The sequence below is a fragment of the Edaphovirga cremea genome (assembly GCF_003332275.1).
Taxonomy (GTDB): domain Bacteria; phylum Pseudomonadota; class Gammaproteobacteria; order Enterobacterales; family Enterobacteriaceae; genus Edaphovirga; species Edaphovirga cremea.
In genome coordinates, this window is sequence record NZ_QOVA01000008.1 from 100,237 (window position 1) to 126,598 (window position 26,362).

Below are 26,362 nucleotides of genomic sequence, written 5' to 3' on the forward strand. Positions count from 1 at the left end.
TTCCCCTCTCATTTATTTTTATAAAACGACATTTTTCCACGCAATTATTACCGTCATAATCTCAGCATTTGGCTGTTATTTTTACCCTTCCGAATAATCTTTTGCGCACTCTATTTATTTAAAAAATTATCCTATTCCATTTAATAAATACGGAAATAAAATATGAATAAGACCTCGATTCAATTTTGTTTAATCACCGCAGCACTCTTCCCACCCAGTCTGGTGTCTGCCGCAATGTCTTTTACCGCCACCAATGTCCGGGCAGGCGATACCAGCGGCTCAATCAGCTTTGACCTGAGTTCGTGCAATAACTGCATGATGGCTGGCAATTCATATGATATGACGTTTAACCATACGCCAATAACCGGCGGCAATCCGGGAGGCGCGACATTATCAGTCACCACCAATGCGCCCTCTTGTCTTATTATTTCCACAAAAACTGCTGTCGATAACACTAACTTGAAACCCTCAATGTCCAGTGCCTTTAATCGTTGCAGTACAGACAGTTTAACTACCTACATTTCCGTAAAAAATCTCAATATGGCGTCAGGAACCTGGGGAGGAGGCAATCTTGCGTGTAATTATGATATCAGTCAGACCGGTAAACGAAGTTGCGGAAATGTCTATATTCCCCCGCTGTCTGATATTCCACCTCCCCCTCCCGCAGGCATTGCGAAGGAATTAACTGACCAGTATAACGATATGAGAAAAGACTGTGGAAGCGCGGAAAAACCCGCATTTATGTGCTCTGGGGTCATGCTTAGAGTCACCAGTGCTGACGTGGACAAACCGTGGCTCCCTTCACCCGCATCTGTCACCAGTGGTGGCGTGTCATTCTCCTATTTGCGCGATGATGCCAAATTTTCCAGACTCGCCTATGGCCGCAAGAACGGGTTGATATTTTATCCCACAGCAAATCGTCCAGGTGGAAAACTGGATGTCCCGGTATTGTGTGCATTCCCCATCGATGCGGCGACCAATAACCGCGCTGATAAGGGTTGTGGTGTCTCTTCCAATCAAACCATCAATAGCGATCTCTGCCGCACACAAGGGATTTTTACCGCAGAGCAGTGGAAGACCCATTACCAACAAGGAAACAATTCGCACAGTAATCAGTGTGGATTTGATGAACGGAACTACAGTGGCTATGACGTCGCCGATGCTTTCTACCAAAACATCCGGGCAATGAGTTTGATTTCGGCAGAATCCATTAATGAACAAAATGAATTACGTCTCGCAACCTGGTCGGGCAGTACCAGCATCGCCTCTCAACTGCCGTTACAGGCCTTTTTCTATATCTCTGATGGTCTCGCGGTAGCGCAAAAAGATCAGCAGAATTTCTATAACGATACGAAAATTATCGTGCCTATCGTTAAAGTCACGTTGCCTGCCAACACCTCCCAGCATGCGACATTCAGTTTTAACGCCGCGGATCAGAAGGTGAAATAATACAGCGAGTGGCAGTAGCAGCAAAAACCGGATAATGAAAATTATCCGGTCATAAAGTATCGACCGGATATTTCCAAGAGGGGGAAAATAAAGTGGGGCAGTATTGAAATGTAACAATCCAAAGGAACTTTCTAAACCCACATCCCCTTAATCGAGAATGTGGGTGACTGTTTATTTAATAGATCGGGTTACTCGGCAGCTTAACGTGGTGGTGCAGGAAGAATGTGCAGGCTTAATTGCGCACTATTGCCATTGCTGAGGGTAGCCGTGATATTTGCCAGACCGCCCGTCGCAATATCCGACGGCGTACTGTAAGTATTCAATGCTTGCCCATTGATATCGGTGACAGTGGATTGTGTCAAATTTCCTACATTTACACTCCAGGAAACGACTTCCCCTTCCATAGGTGCGCCGGTTATCATATCGACTACAGTCGCTGTCAAGGTTGTAGAGTCGCCGTATTCATGCACACCCGTTTTTTGCGAGGTCAATGAAGAAATATCAGCGAGTGATGCATTACCAGAAGCCATAGTTTTATTTTCTTTCATAAAAAAATCCTTAATTTGAATGAGTGACGCCCCTTCACTTGTTAATATTAAGTAAGGGAAGTTAATAATAGCGGGTAATATGTCTCTCGGGGGTGCATTTGGAAGGAATGAAAGTTGCAAAAAGAAACACGTCATTCGCGTTACGCAAAAAATATTATTTAACCCTGCTGCAAATATCGGACGTTCGTTATTTATTCTCCACGAATAGCATGGCGAGTTGTTAACAGATTTTCGCCACTGCGCCCGCCATTTTCAATGGCGGGCGCAGTCACTGATCCTCATCTTCGTGCGATATAAATCCGCGATAGGAATATATCATTTCATGGCGCGAGACCTATCGCCGAGATGCGAACTTCTACCTGATTCTGTTTCAGATAGCTGGCCAATTGTGCTGGCGGGGTGTCGTCGGTAAAAAGCGTTGATGCCTGTTTCACATTACCGATCTCTACGGCGGCCGAGGCGCGGAATTTGGTATGATCGGCGGCGAGCAGCAGATAACGTGAATGGGCAATCATCGCCTTGGCAACGGCGGCTTCATTCACATCAAACTCCAGAATACTGCCATCCCCTTCGATAGCTCCCATGCTGGTAATCATATAATCAGCGCGAAAACCTTCAACAAAAGAGACTGCGCTTGGGCCAATAATGCCGCCGTTATGGGGTCGGATAATACCGCCCGGAACCATCACTTCAAATCCAGTATGTTTGTAGAGAATATGTGCCACCCGCAGGCTGTTGGTGATCACCCGCAGATTTTTTCTGCTCTCCAGTGCCCGGGCAATATGCTCCACCGTTGTACCGATAGTGACAAAAAGCGTACAACCGTCAGGAATTGACTCCACGACGTCGCGCGCGATCGCCATTTTCTCTTCGGTGTAAGAAATTTCCCGCTGCTCAAAGGAGGTATTCATTACACTCGATGCCCGTCCGGCGCCGCCATGATGGCGAGAGACCAAACCCAAATCACTGAGCTTGCGGATGTCCCTTCGTACCGTTTGCGTCGAGACATCCAGAATCTGCGCCAATTCATCAATATTCATATAACCACGATCGGCTATCAATGTGATCAAGTGATCGTGCCGTGGATTACCTGTAATATCCGTCAGGCTCATCGCACACCTCTCATAAATAAGCACCTTTTTTGTTCATATTACCCATAAAGTGACAAAAATGCTCTGGTCTGATGATAATCCGGGATCCCTTCCCGTCCACCTGGTCGCGTACATTTCAATGCAGCAACCGCATTTGCAAAGTGAACTGCCTCGCTTACACCCTGTTTACTGGCAATCGCAAAGGCCAATGCGCCATGAAAAACATCCCCGGCTCCCGTGGTATCCACAACGTCAACCTTAAAGCCGGGACGATGCTGCTGACGGTTCTCGTCAAGCCAGTAACAACCTGCTTTTCCCTGTGTAAGGTAAACTTTTCCGGCTGTCATCGCCTGCGCCAATAACAGTGCCTTTTCCCATTCGGTTTCACCGGTAGCCTTCACCAAGCCGGGAGCAGAAAACGCGGCATGATCGGCCAGCTTGACCAAGGGGGCAATATCTTGCGGCGTAACGTCCGCGTCCAGGACCGTGACCACACCCGCTTCCCGCGCCAAGGTGAATCCGCGCTCGGCACCCTGATGCCAGCGCACGTCAGCAAGCACGACGTCGTAGTGCTCAAACGTAATGTCATTCAGCCAATCAGCCTCATTGGACAAATCGGGGCTGGGATGATTGATGATGATCCGTTCACCCTGCGCATCAACAATAATGGCCGACTGTGAAGAGCGCGCCTGATGACAAACTCGGACAAAGCGCGTATCAACGCCCTCTTTCTCCAGATCGGCAACAATGGTTTTCCCTGCTGCATCATCCCCCACGCGGCCAATGAAATCGACATAGGCACCCAGCCGCGCGGCAGCAACCGCCGCCGTGGCCGCGGGTCCACCGCCAATCTCCCGGTAGTCCTGAGCGACAAACTTACCGCTGGCATCAGGAAGTTGCTCCACATAATACAAACGATCCTGAACAGCGATTCCTATACAGGCAATTTTCAGCATAGAGGCTCTCCTTTTCATTTCTGTCACTTAATGTCAATTTATGTCCATTTTAATCACTGAGAATATTAAATTAGTGATGCATGTCACTTTAATTACTCATAATTACAAATAACATCAAAACCGAACTGAAATGAACATCAAACATTACTCATGATTACATTCGCTCTGAGGAGAAGCACCATGGCGTCAGTGGCATTTATCGGATTGGGACAAATGGGTTCGCCAATGGCGACGAACCTGATCAAGCACGGACATCAACTCAGGGTGTACGACATTAACCCACAGGCGGTCAAGACGTTGGTTGATCTCGGCGCAAACGCTGCGGCAACGCCCGCAGAATGTGTAACAGGTGCCAGCGTGGTTATCACCATGTTGCCCAATGGCGATTTAGTGGAAAGCGTGTTGTTCGGTGCTCACGGAGTGACAAAAACGCTCAGCAAAGACGCACTGGTGATTGACATGTCCACCATTCACCCCCTGCAAAGTGATGCCATGTGTCGCCGCATGGCTGAGTGCGGTTTCAGTTATATGGATGCCCCCGTTGGCAGAACGTCAGATCACGCCATTGCCGGAACCTTATTGATTCTGGCCGGAGGCGACCAACGACAGGTCGAGAAAGCTCGCCCAATCTTGATGTGCATGGGGTCAGAACTGGTCAATGCGGGCGGGCCAGGAATGGGTATCCGGGTAAAAATAATTAACAACTACATGAGCATAGCGCTGAATGCGCTCTCGGCAGAAGCCGCAGTAATGTGCGAAGCGCTGGGGTTGTCACTGGATGTCGCCATCGACGTAATGTCTTCCACCCCGGCAGGAAAAGGCCATTTCACCACCAGTTGGCCAAATAAGGTGCTGAAGGGGGATCTCACACCGGCTTTCATGATCGATCTGGCACATAAGGATTTGGGAATCGCCCTCGACGTTGCCAACCAATTGCATGTCGCCATGCCAATGGGTGCCGCCGCCCGCGAGGTCTACAGTCAGGCTCGGGCCAGCGGACGCGGTCGTCAGGATTGGACCGCCATACTCTCGCAGGTCCGCAGCATTTCCGGGCGTCCGGATTCTCTGTAACCGGTCAGCCGTTGTCCTTTTTATGACATATTCTTACTTAAAGGAGTATCCGATGTCTTCATTACTTACGCCCTACTCATTGGCCGATATTTCGCGACCTTCAGGTGGTTTTGCCATGCTGGCCGTTGATCAGCGCGAGGCCATGAGATTGATGTTTGCTGCCGCAGGCACACCCAGTCCAATAGCCGATCAGGTGCTGACGGATTTTAAAGTTGAGGCAACGCGTATTCTCTCGCCTTATGCCTCAGCGGTATTGGCCGATCAACAGTACTGCCTGGATGAAATCGTCAAGCAAAATGCCGTTGCCAGGACCTGCGGTTTAATTGTCGCCGCCGATGACTTCTTGCCCGGCAATGGCATTCCTGTGGATAGCGTGCAACTCGATCGCACTGTCGATCCCCACGCTGTGCGTGCCAGTGGTGCCAAGGCGCTGAAGCTCCTGGTGTTATGGCGTCCGGATGAGGATCCGCAAACGCGGCTCGATATGGTCGCTGACTTTGTCGCGATGTGCCGTTCAGCCGGATTGGTGAGCATTATTGAACCCGTGGTTCGCCCGCCTCGCCGGGGCTGGGTATTTGATCGCGAAGAAGCCATCGTGCAAGCCGCCGCTGAACTGGGTTCTACCGAGGCTGATCTCTATAAAGCCGAAATGCCCTTGGGTGGCAAAGGCGCGGAGAAAGATTTATTGGCGGCAGCACAGCGGCTGAATGATCAGATGAACATGCCGTGGGTAATTCTCAGTTCCGGTGTCGATGCCAATCTGTTTGGTCGCGCTGTACGCATAGCCATGGCGGCTGGCGCTTCTGGTTTCCTGGCTGGGCGTGCGGTTTGGGCGTCGGTGATCGGTGCACCTGATATGCCCATGATGCTGCGCGACGTCTCTGTTCCCCGTTTGCAACGATTGGCAGAGATTGTGGATGAAGCGATGGCCCAGCGCTAACCCGCCCTCCATACCGAACATTGACAGTTTCAAAAGGAAGGTAAGATGAACAAGATCACACGCGTAGTCTTTACCGATATAGGCAAGGTAACGACCGAACATAATGAAACCGAATTACCGCCGCTCAAGGCCCATGAAGTGCGGATTGCTCCAGCATTCTTTGGTATCTGCGGTTCGGATCTGCACGTCCTGGCGGGCGGCCACCCCTTCGCCAAACCGCCACTGGTTCCCGGTCATGAGATTGCCGCAGTCGTCACGGAAATTGGTGCAGATGTTGATCGGGTCAGCGTCGGCGATCATGTGGTGGTCGATCCGATCATGGCGTGTATGGAATGCCGCGCCTGCAAGGCCGGTCGTTTCAATTTATGTGAACCACCGCAAGTCGCCGGTTTCCGCGCTGCCGGTTTTGCCCGCTCCTCACATGTGGTACCCGCCCGCAATTGCCATGTCGCCCCGCAATCATTGCCAATGAACGTGCTGGCTTTTGCTGAACCGGCGGCCTGCGCCCGTCATTGCGTTAATCGCCTGCCGAAAAGTGCCCTGGAAGAGGTACTGGTCATTGGCGCGGGCACCATCGGGCTCTCTATTGTTCAGGCATTAAGGATCATGGGCGCTGGCGTCATTACCGTGGTTGAACCGGATGCACACAAACGTGAATTGGCAGTGAAATTCGGTGCATTACGGGCACTCGCACCCGGTGAATTGGGCGCTGATGAACGATTCACGGGAGTGATTGATGTGGTCGCAGCCCAGGCGACGATCAACGAAGCATGTACCCGTGTTCTGGCTGGCGGCGTCGTCGTGTGCATGGGCGTTCCCAATGGCCCGCGCGAAATTCCATTGCCAAGCATGCAGCGTTTCGAACGTGACCTGCTGAATTCAGGGATGTATATCCCCGAAGATTTCGACGAGGTCATTGCCTGGCTCACCGATGGCCGTTTCGACACCCGCGATTTGGTCACGGATGTGTTTCCAATCGATCAGGCCGATAAGGCATTCCAGAGGGCAAAAGAACCTTCATCAATAAAAGTGCTGATTCAGTTTGATGCATAGATCGTAAGTATGACGGCATCAGTCCGACTGATGCCTTTACCAGACAATACCAGGGAAGTTTTAACCTGTGCCGTTCTACTCATTGGCGTCACCGCCCGGCACACGCACTTATCCTCTGATAATCAAATAGATATAAAGGATATATTATGTCGCAAATAGTGATGCATTCGCCCTACAAAATTAAGCGACCGCAAGACGTCATAGATATCGTGAATAAACACTCGGCGTTGAAATCCAACGTGGGAATCATTCTGATTGCGCTGGGTGGCATCCTGATCGATGCCTATCAAGCCGCCATGGTAGGATTTGGCAATAAATTCATCGCCGAGCAGTTCGGTATCTCCCCAGGTCTGGCTGCAACGGTCAACGCGTCAGTGCTGGTTGCAGCCCTGATCGGTGGCTTGCTCGCCAACCGCGTCATCAATCGCTTCGGTCAAAAACATGCTTTTTTAATTGGCATGGCGCTATGTACCCTCGGTGCCGCTGCCGTGGCTATTGCCCCCAATATTTGGTGGGTGCTGGTCTGTCGGATTGTGATGGGTTTTGGATTGGGGATTGATTTCCCACTGGCGACCAACGCAGTGGCTGAACTGCGTGGCTCCTCGTCGAAAAAATCCGGTACTTCGGTCAACCTCTGGCAAATGGCCTGGTATATCTCCACCACCGTGGTCTATCTGGTCTTGCTACCCCTGCATCTGGCAGATATTGCGGATAACCAGCTCTGGCGTTACGGCATTTTCATCGGGGCACTGTTTGCCGTGCTGATTATGATTCTACGTTATGTCTTTATTGGCGAGTCTGCGATGTGGTCTGCCCGGGTTGGCAAGTACGATCAGGCCTGCAAAATTCTCAAGAAACGCTATGGCGTCGATGCCATTCCTGCCGAAACCGTGGTGAAAGAAGAAGAAAAAACCGCGATTAAAACGGAGGGTGTCTACCGCATTCTCTTCAACAGCCAATACCGTAAACGCACCATTCTGGGCTGCGTGGTCGCAACGATGCAAGCCTGGCAGTACAACGCTGTTGGGGTCTATCTGCCCTTGACGCTGGCGGGGATCCTGAGTGGCGGGTTGACGGGCGCACTGTCGGGATCGGCGGTCGTCAACGCCTTGTGCGGCGTCACGGGTGGCGCGATAGGCTCACTGCTTGTCAGCCGCTTCGGATCGCGCAAACAGTCGATGTACGGTTTCATGGTGGTCGCCGCCGCCCTCCTCGCCCTGGGCTTTCTGGCAAAAACCAATCCATGGCTGTCTCTCGGTTTGCTGGGTGCCATCATCTTTTTCCACTCCGCAGGACCCGGCGGGTTAGGGATGACCATCGCAACGCTGTCGTATCCACCCAGTATTCGCCCAGCTGGCGTCGGTTTTGCCCGCGCCATCATGCGAACCGGGGCCATCGCGGGTCTGATTTTTTGGCCGATGCTGTGGGGAAGCCTGAATACTGCGGCGTTTTACTGGCTGGCCATCGTGCCCTTCATCGGTTTCCTTGCCTGCCTGCTGATTAAGTGGGAACCGGTAGGTGCCAACGTCGATGCCGAAGATGAACAGGTTCTGGCCCTGCTTTCCCGCCAGCGTGAACGCTGATATCCGCGGGCTGAAACGAAAAAATAACGAACGGTTGCAGGGGATTACCCTGCAACCTCCCGCAACATTATCCGGTGGGAACAGGTATGAATGACGGAACACAGGCTGCATTAGCGCCCGGCTTATCGGGTAAATCAATGCGCAAAGTCGTGGCCGGGAGTTTTGCCGGCGCACTGCTTGAATGGTACGACTTTTTTATTTTTGGTACGGCGGCTGGGCTGATTTTCGCGCCGCTGTTTTTCCCACAATCCGATCCGCTGGTCGGCACCATTGCCTCCTTTGCTACCTTTGGCGTTGGCTTTTTGGCCCGCCCCCTTGGCGGCATCGTCTTTGGTCATTATGGCGATCGCGTGGGACGTAAAGTCACGTTGATCTGGACGCTCATCATTGTCGGCACCTCTACGTTTCTGGTCGGCGTGCTGCCGACGTATGAAACGGCGGGCGTCTGGGCACCGATCGCGCTGGTCATTTTACGTTTGATCCAGGGATTTGGTCTGGGAGGCGAATATGGCGGTGCGGCGCTGATGACCATTGAATCCGCCCCCGAAGCGCGGCGCGGTTTTCTCGGTTCACTGCCACAAACAGCGGCATCGGTGGGGATCATGCTGGCGACCGGGATTTTTGCCCTCTGTAGCTGGTTGCTGACGCCAGAACAGTTTATGAATTGGGGATGGCGGATCCCATTCTTGTTGTCGGCGCTAATGCTGATGGTCGGTATGTACATCCGTTTGCATACGGAAGAGACCCCTGATTTCCAACGGGCGCGCGAGACCCGCAAGAATACGCCTGCCGATAACCCAGAAAAATCGTCGCTGCCGATTATTGAACTGTTCCGACGCCATCCCCGCAACATTCTTCTGGCGCTGGGGGCACGGCTCGCAGAGACCGTTTCATCGAATACTATCAATACGTTCGGCATTGTCTACATCTCAACGCAGTTGGCGATGGATCGGCAGATTCCCTTAACCGGGATGCTGATCGCCTCGACGATCGGTATTGTCAGTTGCCCGATTATTGGCTGGCTTTCCGACCGCTGGGGGCAACGCCGTCTCTATATGGCTGGCGCGGCATTTTCGATGTTGTTCGCCTTCCCCTTCTTCCAATTGCTGGAAACACGCGAGATCTGGATTATCTGGTTGGCCATGATCCTCGGTTATAACTTCGGTCCGACCATGATGTTTGCCGTTCAGCCGACGCTGTTTACCCGCATGTTCGGTACCCGCGTGCGCTATACCGGTTTGTCCTTCGCGTACCAATTTTCGGCCATTCTGGGCGGAATGACTCCGCTTATCGCCTCTTCCTTGCTGATTCTAGGGGGTGGAAAACCTTGGTACGTCGCCGCGTATCTGGCCGTGATCTCGGCAATTTCATTCTTCTGCGTCAGATTGATCAATCGCGATGATCCTGTCAGACAGCGGCCCCCAGTCACCGGCTGATGGGATTCCATCAACGCAATTATTTTGCTGACGCCTTTATTTTTACGGGACTTTTATTTTAACGAAAAGAAGTGGACATGGATCATGACAACAATGACAGAAAATAATCCCTATCTGGCAGTACGAGAGGCGTTTGATGCGCCATGGCCCGGACCGCGCGGAAAATCCGTAACCCTTGAGAACCAGAATCTCAGCGTCACTCTCTTTCCTGAAGATGGGTGCCGCATAACGTCACTGACGGCTTTTGGCTATGAATTGCTGCGCCAGTGGAATCCGCTGCGCCGGGCATTTCAATATGGCTGCTTCCCCATGATCCCGTGGGTTGGGCGATTGGGCAATGCCACGTTGGATTTTGAAAATAATCACTACGCGTTACCCGCCAATAAACCCCCGCACGCGCTGCACGGCATGGCCTGTTATGGCGCATGGCAGGTTATTTCTTCATCAGCAAGCGCCGTCGAATGCCAAATGGAGATTACCGAATGCTGGCCGTGGCCTTGTACCGTCACACAAAAAATTGCGTTATCGGGTGACGCGCTACTTCTTTCACTGACGATTCGCAGTGAAGGAGATCGCTTCCCGGCGGCGGCTGGCTGGCACCCATGGTTCAATAAATGGACAGGAGTTGCCCCTTCGGCCCTCCCTGGGAATAGCGAAGGTGAATTGCGCATCGTCACCCAGCCAGATTGGCAGGAGGAGCCCGGCACAAATGAACTTCCGACCGGCAAACGGATTGCGCCACAGCCCGGTCCATGGGATGACTGTTTTGGTTTTGCCGAGTCAATGCACGCCTCCCTGCTATGGCCGAGAAAAATCCGGCTGGATATGACGTCTCCCGCCAAGTCGATGGTTATTTTCGATAAACAACCCGATGCAGCGTGCGTCGAACCGTTGTCCGGGCCGCCAAACGGGGTCAACACCCAGCCACATATCGTGACGCCACACTCCCCTCTTACGCTCGATACCCGGTGGCATTTCTCTTCCCTTGAGTAGACTCAGGGTGTTCATCAGCATCCGAAAACCGACCCAGCCCACCTATCCGGCTGGGTTAATACTCAGGAAGTTGGCGGGCATCATGATTCACCGCCAGACTGAGTGACTACTCACCCTACCGATGTGCAGAAATATTTGATCTCAAGGTATTCGTCGATCCCGTATTTTGAGCCTTCCCTGCCAATTCCTGACTGTTTCATTCCGCCAAACGGCGCGACTTCGTTGGAGATGAGTCCGGTGTTATGACCGACCATGCCATATTCCAGCGCCTCTGCAACCCGCCACATTCTTTTACTGTTTTCGGTGAAAAAGTAAGCGGCCAAGCCGAACTCCGTATCATTGGCCATTGCCACAGCCTCCTCTTCCGTATCAAACCGGAACAGCGGAGCAACAGGACCAAATGTCTCTTCCCGCGCAATCAACATATCGCGGGTCACGTTGGCAATCACGGTAGGTTCAACAAACAGCCCACCTAACGCATGGCGATGGCCGCCCACCAGCACTTCACCGCCCTTGCTTTTTGCATCCTGAATGTGGCTTTCAACTTTCGCCACGGCATTTTCGTCGATTAACGGACCGACCAGAACGCCTTCATCAACGCCGTTACCCACAGTCAGACCCCTGACGCGCGCCGCCAGACGCTGTGCAAACCGATCGTAGATACCGGACTGCACCAGAAAACGATTGGTACAGACGCAGGTCTGACCCGCGTTACGAAACTTGGATTGGACAGCACCTTCGACGGCGGCTTCGATGTCAGCGTCATCAAAAACAATAAATGGCGCGTTGCCACCCAGTTCAAGGGAAACACGTTTTATCGTCTGTGCGCATTGCGCCATCAGCAGACGGCCGATTGGCGTTGACCCGGTGAAAGAGAGTTTTCTGACCACATCACTTTTGGTCAGCACGCCGCCGATGATTTTTGCTTCGCCCGTGACGATTTGCAGCACGCCTGCCGGAATACCCGCACGTATCGCCAATTCACCCAGCGCCAATGCAGTCAACGGCGTTTGCTCAGCCGGTTTGACAATCATCACGCAACCCGCAGCCAGCGCTGGCGCGGCTTTACGGGTGATCATCGCTGCCGGGAAATTCCACGGGGTAATGGCTGCGCAGACACCCACAGGTTGTTTCAACACCACCAACCGCTTGTCGGCCTGTGGCGAAGGGATCACATCGCCGTAAGTGCGTTTGCCTTCCTCGGCAAACCAGTCAATGAATGACGCCGCATACGCCACTTCACCGCGGGACTCGGCCAGGGGTTTACCTTGCTCCGCAGTCATGATTGCTGCGAGGTCAGCGCTGTTTTCAGTGATAAGATCAAACCAACGGCGTAAAACGACGCAACGTTCTTTGGCGGTTTTTTCACGCCAGAGTAAAAAAGCCTGCTGTGCTGCACAGATAGCCTCTTCGATAGCTGCCTGTTCAAGCTGAGGGACATAGGCCAATATCTCGTCAGTGGCCGGGTTCGTTACTGGAAACGTTGCGCCGTCGGCAGCAGGACGCCACTCTCCCGCGAGCAGACAGGTATCCTTGAACAACGATGGATCACGTAAATCGAGCATGTTCCCTCCCATGGGAATTTATATTTACAAGTTCAACATATTGAACTAAATTCATTATATTGAATTGTGGCACAAAATTTGAGCTAACGTCAAATTACTGTTAAAAAAGTGAGAGCCATGCCGAAAAATGCAGAGATAGACACATCTGGGAATAATGCACCCGCATTACGCCGCGCAGTACAGATTCTGGATGCCGTGAGCGAACTTCCACATCCCCCGACCTTTACAGAGATCGTGACAAAACTCGGCCTGCCGAAAAGTTCTGCGCACGGCCTATGCGCCGCGCTGGTGGATTTGGGAATGCTGGTGAGAACCGACGCAGGCACCTATCGCGTGGGTGCGCATGTCATGAATTGGGCCAACGCCTTTCTTGGTCAAACCGATCTGGTGGAGGAATTTCAGCGGTTGTTGCAAGACCGGCGTGAATTGAGTGATTTCAGCGTAACCCTGACGGTACTGGATGGTCAGCAGGTGGTTTACGTTGCCTGCTCCAACAGCAAAGCGGCGCTGGGATTTACATTCCGGATCGGTATGCGTTTACCCGCCCCTTTCACCGCCACCGGTAAGGCAATACTCAGCACCCTCGATGATGAGGATATCTGCCATCGCTTTGCAGCAGGCTGGCCGCAACCACTGACGGTGCACAGCGTGGCATCCATTGAGATGTTGTTGCAGGAATTGGCACTCGCACGCCAGCGCGGTTATTCAGTTGATGATGGGCAGATCCGTGAAGGGATGTTCTGTATTGGCGCTCCCGTGCATGATTTTTCAGGACAGGTGGTCGCGGGTCTGGCGGTAAGTATGTTGGAACAGGAAGCGACGGAATCGAATGTCGATACTATCGGCAGTAAACTGGTGGATATCGCGGCTTCACTGTCAGCCAGATTGGGAAATCGCCGTGGGTAATGCGGGAAAATGCGCTGGATTAGTGGAATGAACCGGGATAAGTATAACTTTTTATTATAGTAATCACAGAATCCTGAAATCTTGGGATTCTGTGAATATCACGTCGAACCATTACAAATCCCGAATCAGGCGTGCCGGATTGCCTGCGTAAATGCCGCGCCTGACAATATCTTTGGTTACCACGGCACCTGCGCCGATCACCACGCCGTCACACACGCTGACGGCCAATATTGTCGCACCTGAACCAATGCTGACGCCGTTGCCAATCCGAATTTTACCCCATGAAGCCGGATCAGGATTAGGGCCACCGTCGCTGAACATATCGTTGGCAAACATCACGCCATGACCAATAAAACAATCCTCACCAATCTCGACAAATTCGCAAATAAAGGCGTGGGATTGAATCCGTGAACGACGACCAACAGCGCTGTTTTTCTGGATCTCCACGAAAGGGCCAATGAATACATTATCTCCCAATCGGCAGCCATAGAGATTTGATGGTTGTACTACCGTGACATTTTCACCGGCCTGAACGTCTATCAGACCGACTTCCCGCGTCGTAATGCCCATTCCCCACTCCCTTAACGTTGACCAAGCCACATCATTTGGCCCAAATAGCCCGATATGCTTGCATATAAATCGATGATTTTCCGATAAAGACCCCGGCAAAGAAACCCGAAAACGCCACGTTGGGCAGTTGGCACGGTAAACCGTGAGCCAGTGTCGGCGCTATGGCTAGCATAACGGCAAAAATATATTTGACGCCAAACGTGAAGAGCAGCAATGGCAACAGGGTGAAATCGGCCTCACGATGAATAACCCCCACTCTTGCACCGGCAGACAATTTCAGGCGTTGATAAAATGCCATCCCCCCCATCACACCGGTGATCAGCGCCACCAGCCACGTCGTCAGGTTAGCGGGCCGGATACCAAATACGCTCACCAGATCCCAGATGCCCCAGAGAGTGAGTAAAACGGGCAAGACGATCAATCTATACGGGGAGATGTCCGCCGGATGGCGTGCACGTATACCCTGAAAAACAAGATAAACGAAGATGAGGTAAACCCACACCGGCGTATGCACAATGATTTGCAGAGCCAATTCAAGACTATCCATACTGTGTCTTACCTGGAGTACATAAATTAAGTAGAAAGAAATAATATATCTGTTTCTATTAAAGTAGAGCTAAACAATTGTGCAAAAAAAATAAAATTTTTTGAATTGAGTACTCAAAAACAGGATTCAGTCGCATCCCAACAATCTCACGGCGCAACGACGTAATCCTCTCATCCCGGTCAGCAAATTTTTCCGCCTGAAGCAACCTGTTGCTCCAGAAATCTCCACGTAGTAGCGGATGCTCTGCCAAAAAGAGTCCTCGTTTCTCACTGCTAAAGGGGGGCAGCCTATTTAATAGGGATATTAACGTTCCCAGCATTTACTCGCCTAAATAATTCATTTGTCAAAGCACTGCCTTCTTAAGGTTAACTTAATATTTCGCTGCCTATAATCCAATAATTCTGACTCGCCGGACGCCATAGTTTGCGGCTCAATGCAACGGCTGTTGATGAAAAGAATATTTATGCTGCAAAAAAGAAGCAGTGTTTGTGTGTCGCAATATACGTTATGACCATTTTGATCATGTGAACGTAAGATTTTTACACTTGGAATCATTCTCGGTAAAAAAGCGTAAGGCAATAATATGCGAGCAATAATGAATAAATATACAACTAAATTTAATCTCTTAATTTTTATGTTGTTAATAGCTCTATTCAGATTGATAACCCTCAATTTATATCCATTAACGGATAACACAGAAGCCCGTTACGCTGAAATATCCCGTAAAATGCTGGAATTGAATGACTGGGTAACTCCGTGGTCAGATTATGCTGTTCCTTTTTGGGGTAAACCCCCGCTCTCTTTCTGGGCTACCGCACTCAGTTTTAAGCTATTTGGTGTCAATGAATTGGCTGCCAGGCTTCCTCATTATCTGTGTGGTTTGTTCGTTATCTGGCTGATCTGGCAATGGGTCGCTCAACGCTCCCGTGCTCAGGCGTTCTACGCGGTCGTATTACTCAGCGGTGCTTTCCTGTTTTTCACCTCATCAGGAATGGTGATGACCGATATGTGGCTGTTGTTGGGCACCACCTTGTCAATGCGCGGCTTCTGGGCAGCGGTCAGTGCAGAAAGGAATGCCGAAAAATGGCTGCTGTTTGTCGGTCTGGCTGTCGGGTTGTTGGCGAAAGGCCCCATCGCCGTGGTATTGACCGGTTTACCTATATTCCTGTGGATGGTCGTCTGCAATAAATACTCTGTGGTTTGGAAATCGATTCCCTGGATCTCTGGCAGTTTATTAACCGCTGCAATTGCATTGCCCTGGTATGTTATTGCCGAATTACACACCCCTGGCTATCTGTATTATTTCTTGATAGGTGAAAACTTTCATCGTTTTGTTACGCCCGGCTGGCAAGGCGATCTTTATGGTTCAGCGCATAATTTCCCCAGAGGAACTATCTGGTTATTAATGATCGCCGACTGGTTGCCTTGGTCATTCCTGTTTCCAGCGTTACTGTTGTGGCTGTGGTGCAAAGGTAAAATAACCAAATCGCCCGCAACCGACCGCGACTGGCAGCGATATTTACTGATTTGGGGCCTGACTCCGGCAATATTCTTTTCATTTGCTGGCAATATTCTTTGGCCGTACGTATTACCTGGTTTCCCTGGACTGGCACTGTGGTTATCCGCCTGGTTTAATAATCAACAGGCTGTCGATGAGCAAAGCAGAAATAAGCTGCTTTTTGCCGGATTGACGTTTACCAGCTTGATTACATTACTGATCGTGTTCTCCCTGCCGCTACTGGGAGTGAATGATAATAAATCCGCTAAATCGCTGGTCGCGTTGTATCAGAGCCAGCAGCGAAGTAATGATGAGCAACTGGTTTATTATGGCAAACGTCCGTTCTCCGCCTCTTTTTATAGTCAGGGAAAAGCGCAACAGGAACTGGACCTGACCACTCTGGATCGGCGCATTGCCAGTGGAAATATCTTTGTGGCTATCGACAGTGAGAAGAGAAGCGATTTGCCTGCCGCGGCATTAAACCATCTGCAACTGGTTGGCGAGCGGGGTAAGTATCAACTTTTCCACGCCATCAACAAAGGGCCATCTCAATCAAGCGCTCAAAATGTTGAACTCAGTTATAACAGATAACCATACTTTCTTAAGAGAGCGCTATGTCCGATTGTTGGCGGCGGCAGGCGAGATTGGCTCGAGCTTAACGCCCCTTCTTCTTACGCCCCGGCTGGGTAAAGCGCTTTCGGGATGCAGAGTTACCGTCGGATTTTTCGCCCTTTTGGGCTCCCTTAATGACCGTTTTCTTCGCTGCCACGGATTTGGCTGGGGATTTTTTCACCGTTTTGCCTTCCGAAGATGAGTTTTCAATCAGTTTAAATAACTCTGTCAGTTCATCGTCGGTCAAATCTCGCCACTCGCCCTGTGGCAGTCCTTTCAGGTTGATGTTCATGATGCGTGTGCGTTCAAGTTTGGTGACTTCATAGCCAAAGTGCTTACACATGCGGCGAATCTGACGGTTAAGTCCTTGCACCAGCGTGATACGAAAGACAAAGGTCGCCTCTTTCTTCACTTTGCATTTTTTGGTCATCGTTCCCAGCATGGGTACGCCCGCACCCAGGCCGAGAATAAACTCGTCAGTCACCGGCTTGTCGACGGTCACGATGTACTCTTTTTCGTGATCGTTGCCAGCGCGAAGGATCTTGTTGACCAAATCACCGTGATTCGTTAGTAAAATCAGCCCCTGCGAATCTTTATCCAGACGCCCTATCGGAAAGACTCGTTTGCTGTGGTTAACAAAATCTCTGATGTTATCCCGCTCACCCTCTTCCATCGTGGTGATGATACCAACCGGTTTATTCAGCGCGATAAGCACCAAGTCTTCTTCGTTACGCGGCTCGATAAGCTGACCATTAACTTTCACCACATCCCCGGCAAATACCTGGGCACCAATCCCGGCCCGCTTGCCGTTAATAAAAACATTTCCTTGTTCGATGTAACGATCAGCATCGCGACGAGAACAGATACCGCTCTCGCTGATGTATTTGTTAAGACGAATCGATGAGTTGGTCAGCATGATACCTTCGTAAAAAGGCGGACTATACCTTATCCACCGTTGCTCAGAAAGAGCCGCGCGACAATGACGTGAAGCGGGCAACACTTAAAAAAGAAGGAGAGCACAATAAATACGCTCCCATTCATTCTGCACTGTACGCACCCAAACAAAAGACCACTTTATGAACTTTTGTTTAAACGATAACGTAAAGAACCAAGCGAAAATGAATAAATTTTATCCACAAACTGAGTTGCATCCGCTTTTTTTAAACTTCACGGCATAAAAACAGCTTTCCCAAGGAAATTATTACGGATATAAACGGATAATCGAGAATTTTTCTGTTCGAGCCCCCAAACAAATGTTCTAATATTTAAACCAATTCGAGGTGATAACTTTTTACTTGGGCTATCAATAAGAACTATAAAAAAACGAGTATTATCAAGCCGAGGGCATAAGGCATGGAAAAGCAAAACATTCCACCAGACAATGAACTATTAACTGAAATTGCGGTTTCTTATTACCAGGATGAGATGACCCAGGAAGAAATCTCGCAAAAGTTCGGTATTTCAAGAATCAAGGTCGGTCGTCTGCTTAAGCGGGCCAAAACCGAAGGTATTGTTGAAATTACCGTTCGTTATCACCCCGTATTCAGTACCCGCCTTGAGCAACAACTGAAAGAGCATTTTGGCCTGAAGCGGGCGCTGATCGCGCTTGATTATCAAGATGAAGACGAACAACGCCGTCAGGTTGCCTCGCTGGTCTCCGCCTATTTGGCCTCGAATCTGAAAGACAACACGGTATTGGCCGTGGGTCAGGGCCGCAATATTGCTGCCGTCGCCGATCATGTCAGTATTGTTCCCTCAAGGCACTGTAAGTTTATCTGCGGGATAGGTGGCACACATCGCCCAGGTGATGCAATAAACGCCGACCACATTAGTCGCCGCTTAGCCAAAAAATTTGGAGGGACCAGTGAAAGCCTTTATGCACCCGCCTACGTGGAAAATCGCGCGTTAAAAGAAGCCTTCATGCAAAACGGTACGATTAAAGAGACGTTGGATCGCGCGCGCAAAGCTGATATCGCTCTCGTTGGTATTGGCGATATGAATGAAAATAGCTATATGGTGAAACTGGGTTGGTTCACGCCGCAGGAAATTGTTAATGCGAGCCTGCATCAGGGTGTAACGGGTGAAATTGCCGGATATGACTTTTTTGATGCCCAAGGTAAGCCAGCCGACACGGTAATGAACGATCGGGTTATCGGCCTCAGTACGCGAGAACTTAGCCAAATCCCCTGTGTTATTGCCATTGCCGCTGAAAATACCAAAGCATTCGCCATCCTCGGCGCACTACGTACTGGGGCAATCGATATCATCGCGACCAGTGCGTCGAATGCACGAACAATCTTGAAGATGATTCAGCAACCGTAACCGCCTTTACTGACAGCCACAAACGCACACAACGGCCAGCATTCCTGCTGACCGTATCGTTGTGAACATTCACTATACCAGGCGTTGCTCTACTGAATCAGCCAGACGATTCAATATTAAACAGCATGAGGTTGCCCCCGCATCCAAAACACCACGGGAACGCTCACCCAGACGGCTTGCGCGGCCAATTCTGGCCACTAAATCAAGGGTCGAATCACGTCCTGCATCCGCAGCGCTTTTCATCAGTTGGAGCGATTCAACAAAGGATTTATTCTGCTGTTGCGCCTTTTCAAATGCTTCAACGGTAGGAATAAGCGTATCCATAATGCACTTATCACCCACATTGGCGTTGCTGACATCCTGCAGGCAGGAAAGGCCGCCTCGTAACATCCCACCAAAGGCTGTTGCATCGATTTTATCGCAGCGACGGACGCTGTCCGCCATTCCCATAAAAATGCTGCCATAAAGCGGCCCCATCGATCCCCCGATACCTTCCATCAGAGAATCCGACAATACATCAAGCGCTTCTGCGACCGTCAGATTTTTACCTTTGATATTATCAGCACAAATATTGAAGCCTTTGGCCATATTAATACCGTGATCCCCATCGCCGATGGCACCATCTATTTCGCTCAGATATTCGCGGTTGGCAATAATTGTCTCAACCAGGTCCTCAACGATCGGGGTTCCGTCATTTATACTTAATGCTTTCATATTCCCTTACTCCACCTGGGTTAAGCCTAAAGAATGGGTAGGTACATCGATTAACGTCTTTAGTTCATCATCCAGTTTCATCAGTGTCAGCGTGACACCCATCATGTCCAAAGAAGTAAAATAGTTGCCGATATAGGGACGATAAACCTTGATTCCCTTTTCCACCAATAATCTGACCACTTCAGCGTAATAGATATACAGCTCAACGGTTGGTGTCGCACCAAGCCCAGAAATCAACACGGCGACATCATCACCGTCAACAAAAGGCACATCAGCGACCACCAGATCCACCATGGTTTTTGCTATCTGGTTAGCGCTTTTCAATGGCTCGACCCTGATACCCGGTTCACCGTGGTGACCAATACCGACTTCCATCATGCCATCTTCGATATGGAAATTGGGCTTGCCTACAGCGGGAATGGTGCAGGATGTCAAACCCACCCCCACTGAGCGGCAATTATCGATGGCCTTCTGGGCAACATCGATCACGGCGTCCAGGCCGTAATCCTGGGCAGCGGCGGCAGCGCCAATCTTCCACATGAAAATTTCACCCGCAACGCCACGACGTTTTTCCTTTTCCGTCGATGGTGCAGAAGCCACATCATCATTGGCAACAACGGTTCTCACTTTGATGCCCATTGCCTCGGCTTTTTTTGTGGCCATTTTGACGTTCATGTTGTCTCCGGCGTAATTGCCGTACAGACAAGCAACGCCCGCACCACCATCGGCAGCTTTAAATGCTTCTAAAAAAGCACCTGCCGCCGGTGATGAGAAAATCTCACCGATCGCCACGGCATCAAGCATATTTTTGCCAATGTAGCCTAAAAATGCGGGTTCATGACCTGACCCTCCGCCAGTGACGACGCCCACTTTCCCTTTACGCGGAGCCTCAGGATGTTTCAGCACTTTTTCATGCGCTGTTTTGGCAAAAAAATTGGGATGGGCAGACAAGTAACCTTTTATCGCATCTTCTACCACATGGTCGGGATCGTTAATAATTCGGTTCATGGTAATCTCCTGAAAATATCAAATATATTAAGGTCTTTAACCCGAAAATAATGTCTTCTCGTTTTACTATTGAATGGTATATCCGCCGTCTATCACCAAATTTGCACCGGTAATCATATTTGCGGCGTCACTTGCCAGGAATAATGCGCATGCGGCAACCTCCGGCGGATAAGCAAAACGTCGAGCGGGAATTTTCAATTTCATCTCTTCAGCGACCTGACCTGACCACGCTTTTTTTCCCAACTCGGTTAATACAACAGTGGGTGAGATCGCATTAACTTGTATACCCAATGGCCCCCACTCCAGCGCCAATACCTTGGTCATACCGATAACCGCGGCTTTACTGCTGCAATAAGCCAAATGATTGGGTAAGGCGACAACGCCAGCCTGCGAAGCCATATTGACGATTTTTCCGTGGCCCTGCTTGATAAAATATTTTCCCACTTCCTGGCTCATTAAAAATACGCCTTTGAGATTGACGGCGATCGTTTTGTCCCAGTCTTCCTCACTCACTTTTTCGGCGGGATCCAGCGCGACAATACCGGCACTGTTAACCAAAATATCTACTGTGCCAAAGGCGCTGATAGCCTTGTCGACCGTATTTCTGACAGAATCACCGTTACTGACATCACAGTAGAAACCCGCAGCGCTTTCGCCATGTAACTTTTTTGCCGTGTCGCCGACATTTTCGCTGCGATCGATCAATACGACTTTCGCGCCCTTGGCTAAAAAAAGCTCGGCAATCGCAAGGCCAATACCCGCAGCACCGCCAGTAATCGCTGCCACTTTACCTGTTAAAGAAAAATCAGTATCGAATCCGCAATATTCATTTTTCATTTTAAGACACCTTAACAGTCAATCTTTAGTAATAGGTATTTATTTGAGGTAAGAAAAAGACTACGGCACTTCCTTTACTTCAAAAACGCGATCTTTTTCGCTCAACAGCCCTATTGGTTTATCTTCAGGCAAAGTGACAAATTTCATTAGAATTGCGCCAAATATATACAGACCTGAGAAGAGCCAAATAATACCTTCAATACCCAGAGGGGTTATAAATAGCGTAACGATCAGTGGCCCGACGAACGCGCAAAGCCCCGCACCAAGATTGAGCACTGACATGGCGGCACCTTTATCATTCGGTGCAAGGGTAGGCATAATCGCTGAAAGTGGTACGAACCCTGCAAAGCAAGCACCCAATGCACCCGCCGCCAACATGGTGTAGGTGTAACCCTCAACGCCGAAGTGCGTTGGGATGTAATAAATCAACAGCACACAGATGGCACTGCCCACACAACCAAACCACATGACGGTATTGGTCCACCCGCAACGATCGCTGATTACGCCAGAAAGCAGGTTGAAGATGATATTGATAGTCCACATGAACGCATAAATTGACAGCCATTGGTCACGGGTAAAACCGATAACGTTCTGAAAATAAGTAGGAAGAAATACGATCAGACCGAAAGCGAACGACAGATTGATGGTACGAACGATACCACCCAGCCCAATTTTGTAATTTTCAAAGGCGATCGATACCCCTTTGAAAAGATAGGAAAACGTTTTAGGCGGCTCATCTGATGGCGCATCTATTTTGGTATCTTTACTTAGCATCAGACCAATAATCGCGCCGATCAGCACAAAGATAATACCGCTCCAGAGTGTCAGCATCTCGCCCAGCAGCGGCAGCGCGACGCTCGCATAGAAAACACCAATAACGCTTAATCCGCCGGTAAATACGAACCAGAAAATACCCACTGCCGAACCCAGTTTGGCCTTGGGCGCCTCATACGCCACCCACACTAAAAAACCATAGGCGAACAAGGGATAACCCAGTCCACGAAGTGCATACGTCGGGATCATAATCGACAGATTATTACTCGGTAACCCAACGGATAAAAACAGTACCGAGCCAATCAAGAAAATAACTACCCCGGCGGCCATGACTCTTTTGGCGGTAAACATCTCAGCCAGAACACCCGAAAGCCAGGCAGCAATGGCGACGGCAAAGCCATAAACACTGAACATCAGTCCAGATTCTTCCACCGTGAGACCACGACGAATAATAAAGTCTGACAGCCAGCTCTGCTCCAGACCTTCGCCGGCCATAAATATCAGTACGCCGAGATATCCTAATAATATCTTCTTAGGTAGCCCGATCCTTTTAACCAAACTGTTTAACATGGTTGTATCACCTATGATTTAAAATTAACCCGTTTTTTAATAACACATTCTTTAAATAAGGATGATTAATCGAGGTTAATTGTCAGTATCAAACCTACCTGCGCTAAATCAGGCAAATTTTCCCAACGGGAAAACCTGCCTTATATTGAAAGTAAGTACTCTGATTATTTCATATTTGGATCAAGCACAACCTTCAGCGAACCCTTGCCTTTTTCTACCAAAGCAAATCCTTCAGCATATTTCTCCAGAGGCAAAATGTGAGTCACAACCCCCTTGGTAGGTAAATTGCCGTTGGAAATACCCTCGATGACCAGTGGATAACAGTAAGGACCCAGGTGTGAGCCCAGAACATCAAGTTCTTTGCGATCGCTGATGATGCTCCAGTCAACGGTGACGGGATCTTTAAACACGGAGAATTCAACGAACGTACCCAGCTTACGCAACAGCGTCAAACCTTGGTCCACGGCTTTCTGAGCACCAGTGGCTTCAATGTAGATATCACAGCCATAGCCACCGGTCATTTCTTTGATGATGGAAATGACATCGTCACGACTCGGGTTAAAAATTAAGTCGGCACCAAATTCTTTCGCCAATGCCAAACGTTCATCAGACAAATCCAGAACAATAAGCTTGGCTGGCCCAGACATTTTAATCGCACCGATCATGCCCAGCCCTAACGTACCCGCACCGGCAAGCACTACCACGTCACCGAGTTTTATATTGGCACGCTGTACGGCGTGAAAAGAGCAGGCGTAAGGCTCTATCAGAATAGCCTCTTCGAGCGAGAGACTGTCAGGCACATGATAATTAATCGCTTCTTTGGGGAATTTCAAATATTCAGCCATCGCACCATTAACGTTACTCTGGAAACCATAAAGGTCGTGTTTTTCACACATCCAGTACTGACCACGCTTACAGAAACGGCACTCCCAACAAGGAACGATTTGTTCTGACGTTACCCTGTCGCCTAATTTGAATCCTTCAACCTCACTTCCTAAACCTACAACGTGCCCGATAAATTCGTGACCTGGAATCATCGGCGCTTTTATATAGGAAGGTTGCTTATCATCTCCCCAGAAACTGGGGGCACCGCCGAAGGCCTTGGTATCGCCAGCGCAGATACCGCAACCTTCGACCTTAACCAAAATCTCTTTCGAATCAATTGTCGGAACCGGGACTATCTCAAATCGATAATCGCCCGGCGCATACGCGACAACAGCACGCATTTTTTCGGGAATTCCTGCAACCATCTGAATATCGTTAGAACATTTGTTACACATGCCGGACTCCTTTAAAAACCATTTTTATTAGAAATACTGATTCTCTTTGTGGGTACTATGAACATAAGATCTATTGCCGTGCTATTGAACAGTACGTCCATGACCCCATTTCAGGCTATCTAAAAATGTTCAGGCTGTGAGAGAGATCATAAATTAAACCAAGAATTTTATAATTACTTGTTTCTGATGAGGAATGTAAAAGCCGCGAAATACGGGCAGATATAATGGCGAGCAACAGAGTAAGCCACGAAGTGAACATAAGTTTATTGACTTGACAGATGAAATCAACGAACATGCAAAACATATGAACAATCAATGAGCATTTGTGTTATCTGCATTTTTTCTCAATGCTCATCCCAGGTTTTCAGGTCGTTAACTGTTGCTCTTCAGCAGCAAAATCGTGATTAACGCGATTACAGTTCCATTTGTTAAGGGGTGAAATATGTTGTCTATTGCAATCGGCTGTGATGACGCGGCTATTGATATGAAAAACCAACTTGTTGAATTTATTAAAAATAAAGGTATTACTGTCGTCGACTACAGTTGCGATCAGTACCCTGAACTTACGATGTACCCAGATATCGCCATGCGAGTCGCTCAGGCGATCAAAGAGGGGGAACATGAGCGAGGCATTCTGATCTGTGGGACGGGTATTGGCATGAGTATTACCGCAAATAAAGTGCGGGGAATTCGGGCTGCCCTATGCCACGACACCTTCTCTGCCCAGCGCGCCAGAAAAAGCAATAATGCGCAAATCATCTGTTTAGGCGCGCGGGTTATTGGTACCGAATTGGCCAAAGTGCTGGTTGATGCCTGGTTAGATTCCGAGTTCGATGGCGGGGGTTCAGCGGAAAAAGTTGAGCGAATCAGTCATTACGAGAATATCCAGCATCTCCTTTCTTAAGAGAGATAGTTGATCGTTATCCGGGCTTGCATCCAGTAAATGGCTGGGGGTGTCGGATTATATTTCAAAAGGAAATTTTTTATGAATCAACTTGATGAACTAAAAAAAGTCACCACCGTTGTGGCGGATAGTGGTGATTTGGAGTCGATCCGCAACTTCTCACCAGAAGATGCAACGACGAATCCCTCACTCATTCTCAAAGCTGCCGAACTCCCCCAATACAAATATTTGATTGATGCCGCGATTAAAGACGCCCGGGAACAGGATGGCGATAAGGACACACTGTTAGTCAACGTCTGCGATCGTCTGGCTGTGTATATCGGCGCAGAAATTGTTAAAACCATTCCAGGTAGAATTTCTACCGAGGTGGATGCCAGATTGTCTTATAACAGCGAACTGTGCGTAGAAAAAGCACGTAAAATCATTTCGCTTTATAAAAGTATAGGTATCGATAAATCACGTATTCTGATCAAGCTGGCATCGACCTGGGAAGGTATACGCGCGGCGGAACAGTTGGAAAAAGAGGGTATCAATTGCAACCTGACATTATTGTTCTCTTTTGCTCAGGCTCGTGCTTGTGCTGAAGCAGGTGCCTATTTGATCTCACCGTTTGTAGGCCGAATCTATGATTGGTATCAGGCAAAACAACCGGGCATGGAATACGACGCTGAAAGTGACCCGGGCGTGACCTCTGTCAGGGAGATATATCATTACTATAAACAGCACCGTTATTCGACGGTGATCATGGGTGCAAGTTTCAGGCGTATTGAACAAGTACTTGCCTTGGCCGGATGCGATCGCTTAACCATTTCTCCTGCCCTGCTGGAGCAATTGCAGGAGAGTCATGGCCCGGTTGAACGTAAGCTTTCCCCTGCCAAAGAAGTTTTGCATCGTCCAAATAGGATGACTGAAGCCGAATTCCGCTGGCTGCATAATATGGATCCTATGGCTATCGATAAACTTGCCGAAGGTATTCGTCTGTTTGCCGCAGATCAGGAAAAACTGGAACGGATGATCGCGGCGCAACTCTAAAACCCCTCCCCAAAATGAATATATATGAATGAAAAACGTATTCATAAACCTGTCCCGCGACATTACGTTGTCGGGATAGGTATTTCATAAAGAAAGTCTCATC

The 26,362-nt window shown here is 49.5% G+C and carries 24 protein-coding genes; 12 read left to right on the forward strand and 12 right to left on the reverse strand.

Annotated elements, in window-relative coordinates; all coding sequences use genetic code 11:
• The first annotated feature begins 162 nt into the window (after window positions 1-162).
• A complete protein-coding gene (locus DRI82_RS13020; protein ID WP_114194314.1) occupies window positions 163-1,449 on the forward strand; it encodes a hypothetical protein in 1,287 nt (428 codons plus the stop codon).
• 200 nt (window positions 1,450-1,649) lie between these two features.
• Here the strand turns inward: DRI82_RS13020 and DRI82_RS13025 are convergent, their stop codons facing one another.
• From DRI82_RS13025 to DRI82_RS13035, 3 genes are all read right to left on the reverse strand, one after another.
• The gene (locus DRI82_RS13025) at window positions 1,650-1,997 is read right to left on the reverse strand and encodes an Ig-like domain-containing protein (protein ID WP_114194316.1); all 348 of its coding nucleotides are present in this window, start codon (window positions 1,995-1,997) and stop codon (window positions 1,650-1,652) included.
• A 320-nt stretch (window positions 1,998-2,317) separates the two neighbouring features.
• Window positions 2,318-3,109, reverse strand: coding sequence for a DeoR/GlpR family DNA-binding transcription regulator (locus DRI82_RS13030; RefSeq protein ID WP_114194318.1), 792 nt, complete (start codon window positions 3,107-3,109; stop codon window positions 2,318-2,320).
• Between the two features lie 38 nt (window positions 3,110-3,147).
• Window positions 3,148-4,044 carry a sugar kinase gene (locus DRI82_RS13035; RefSeq protein ID WP_114194320.1) on the reverse strand — a complete coding sequence of 299 codons (897 nt, stop codon included), beginning with the start codon at window positions 4,042-4,044 and terminating at the stop codon, window positions 3,148-3,150.
• A gap of 180 nt (window positions 4,045-4,224) precedes the next feature.
• Here DRI82_RS13035 and yihU point away from each other — a divergent pair, with 180 nt between their 5' ends.
• The 6 genes from yihU to DRI82_RS13065 all read left to right on the forward strand — a co-directional run bounded on the left by yihU (window position 4,225) and on the right by DRI82_RS13065 (window position 11,120).
• Window positions 4,225-5,115, forward strand: a complete 891-nt coding sequence (yihU, locus tag DRI82_RS13040) for a sulfolactaldehyde 3-reductase (RefSeq protein ID WP_114194322.1) — start codon at window positions 4,225-4,227, stop codon at window positions 5,113-5,115.
• 52 nt (window positions 5,116-5,167) lie between these two features.
• A complete protein-coding gene (locus DRI82_RS13045) occupies window positions 5,168-6,055 on the forward strand; it encodes an aldolase (RefSeq protein ID WP_114194324.1) in 888 nt (295 codons plus the stop codon).
• Window positions 6,056-6,100: 45 nt separating this feature from the next.
• Window positions 6,101-7,108 (forward strand): zinc-dependent alcohol dehydrogenase, encoded by a 1,008-nt coding sequence (locus DRI82_RS13050; RefSeq protein ID WP_114194326.1) that lies wholly within the window; start codon window positions 6,101-6,103, stop codon window positions 7,106-7,108.
• Between the two features lie 146 nt (window positions 7,109-7,254).
• On the forward strand, window positions 7,255-8,691 hold the full coding sequence (locus DRI82_RS13055) for an MFS transporter (RefSeq protein ID WP_114194328.1): 1,437 nt from the start codon (window positions 7,255-7,257) through the stop codon (window positions 8,689-8,691).
• Window positions 8,692-8,777: 86 nt separating this feature from the next.
• On the forward strand, window positions 8,778-10,127 hold the full coding sequence (locus DRI82_RS13060; protein WP_114194330.1) for an MFS transporter: 1,350 nt from the start codon (window positions 8,778-8,780) through the stop codon (window positions 10,125-10,127).
• An 84-nt stretch (window positions 10,128-10,211) separates the two neighbouring features.
• Window positions 10,212-11,120 (forward strand): aldose epimerase family protein, encoded by a 909-nt coding sequence (locus DRI82_RS13065; RefSeq protein ID WP_114194332.1) that lies wholly within the window; start codon window positions 10,212-10,214, stop codon window positions 11,118-11,120.
• A gap of 110 nt (window positions 11,121-11,230) precedes the next feature.
• Here the strand turns inward: DRI82_RS13065 and DRI82_RS13070 are convergent, their stop codons facing one another.
• Window positions 11,231-12,685, reverse strand: a complete 1,455-nt coding sequence (locus DRI82_RS13070) for an NAD-dependent succinate-semialdehyde dehydrogenase (protein WP_114194334.1) — start codon at window positions 12,683-12,685, stop codon at window positions 11,231-11,233.
• Between the two features lie 117 nt (window positions 12,686-12,802).
• Between DRI82_RS13070 and DRI82_RS13075 the strand changes: the two genes are divergently transcribed.
• Window positions 12,803-13,591, forward strand: coding sequence for an IclR family transcriptional regulator (locus DRI82_RS13075; protein ID WP_114194336.1), 789 nt, complete (start codon window positions 12,803-12,805; stop codon window positions 13,589-13,591).
• Window positions 13,592-13,702: 111 nt separating this feature from the next.
• On the opposite strand, the gene DRI82_RS13080 is transcribed toward DRI82_RS13075, so the two are convergent.
• Window positions 13,703-14,161: an acyltransferase gene (locus DRI82_RS13080; protein ID WP_114194338.1), complete on the reverse strand. Its 459-nt coding sequence runs from the start codon at window positions 14,159-14,161 to the stop codon at window positions 13,703-13,705.
• A 31-nt stretch (window positions 14,162-14,192) separates the two neighbouring features.
• Window positions 14,193-14,708, reverse strand: a complete 516-nt coding sequence (locus DRI82_RS13085) for a DUF6622 family protein (protein WP_114194340.1) — start codon at window positions 14,706-14,708, stop codon at window positions 14,193-14,195.
• Window positions 14,709-15,303: 595 nt separating this feature from the next.
• Between DRI82_RS13085 and DRI82_RS13095 the strand changes: the two genes are divergently transcribed.
• On the forward strand, window positions 15,304-16,797 hold the full coding sequence (locus DRI82_RS13095; RefSeq protein ID WP_281269781.1) for an ArnT family glycosyltransferase: 1,494 nt from the start codon (window positions 15,304-15,306) through the stop codon (window positions 16,795-16,797).
• Window positions 16,798-16,861: 64 nt separating this feature from the next.
• Here the strand turns inward: DRI82_RS13095 and rluF are convergent, their stop codons facing one another.
• Window positions 16,862-17,734, reverse strand: coding sequence for a 23S rRNA pseudouridine(2604) synthase RluF (rluF, locus tag DRI82_RS13100; protein ID WP_114194346.1), 873 nt, complete (start codon window positions 17,732-17,734; stop codon window positions 16,862-16,864).
• Window positions 17,735-18,171: 437 nt separating this feature from the next.
• On the opposite strand from rluF, the gene DRI82_RS13105 reads away from it, so the two are divergent.
• Entirely contained in the window at window positions 18,172-19,140 is a 969-nt protein-coding gene (locus tag DRI82_RS13105; RefSeq protein WP_114194348.1) for a sugar-binding transcriptional regulator, read from the forward strand.
• 72 nt (window positions 19,141-19,212) lie between these two features.
• On the opposite strand, the gene dhaL is transcribed toward DRI82_RS13105, so the two are convergent.
• The 5 genes from dhaL to DRI82_RS13130 all read right to left on the reverse strand — a co-directional run bounded on the left by dhaL (window position 19,213) and on the right by DRI82_RS13130 (window position 24,323).
• A complete protein-coding gene (dhaL, locus tag DRI82_RS13110; RefSeq protein ID WP_114194350.1) occupies window positions 19,213-19,854 on the reverse strand; it encodes a dihydroxyacetone kinase subunit DhaL in 642 nt (213 codons plus the stop codon).
• 6 nt (window positions 19,855-19,860) lie between these two features.
• Window positions 19,861-20,862: a dihydroxyacetone kinase subunit DhaK gene (locus DRI82_RS13115; RefSeq protein WP_114194352.1), complete on the reverse strand. Its 1,002-nt coding sequence runs from the start codon at window positions 20,860-20,862 to the stop codon at window positions 19,861-19,863.
• A 66-nt stretch (window positions 20,863-20,928) separates the two neighbouring features.
• Window positions 20,929-21,699 (reverse strand): SDR family oxidoreductase, encoded by a 771-nt coding sequence (locus tag DRI82_RS13120; protein WP_114194354.1) that lies wholly within the window; start codon window positions 21,697-21,699, stop codon window positions 20,929-20,931.
• Window positions 21,700-21,759: 60 nt separating this feature from the next.
• Window positions 21,760-23,043 carry an MFS transporter gene (locus DRI82_RS13125; RefSeq protein ID WP_114194356.1) on the reverse strand — a complete coding sequence of 428 codons (1,284 nt, stop codon included), beginning with the start codon at window positions 23,041-23,043 and terminating at the stop codon, window positions 21,760-21,762.
• A 164-nt stretch (window positions 23,044-23,207) separates the two neighbouring features.
• Window positions 23,208-24,323, reverse strand: a complete 1,116-nt coding sequence (locus tag DRI82_RS13130; protein ID WP_114194358.1) for an MDR/zinc-dependent alcohol dehydrogenase-like family protein — start codon at window positions 24,321-24,323, stop codon at window positions 23,208-23,210.
• Between the two features lie 442 nt (window positions 24,324-24,765).
• Between DRI82_RS13130 and rpiB the strand changes: the two genes are divergently transcribed.
• Both rpiB and tal read left to right on the forward strand, forming a co-directional pair.
• The gene (gene rpiB, locus DRI82_RS13135; RefSeq protein ID WP_114194360.1) at window positions 24,766-25,227 is read left to right on the forward strand and encodes a ribose 5-phosphate isomerase B; all 462 of its coding nucleotides are present in this window, start codon (window positions 24,766-24,768) and stop codon (window positions 25,225-25,227) included.
• A gap of 81 nt (window positions 25,228-25,308) precedes the next feature.
• Window positions 25,309-26,259, forward strand: coding sequence for a transaldolase (gene tal, locus DRI82_RS13140; RefSeq protein ID WP_114194362.1), 951 nt, complete (start codon window positions 25,309-25,311; stop codon window positions 26,257-26,259).
• The last annotated feature ends 103 nt before the right edge of the window (window positions 26,260-26,362 follow it).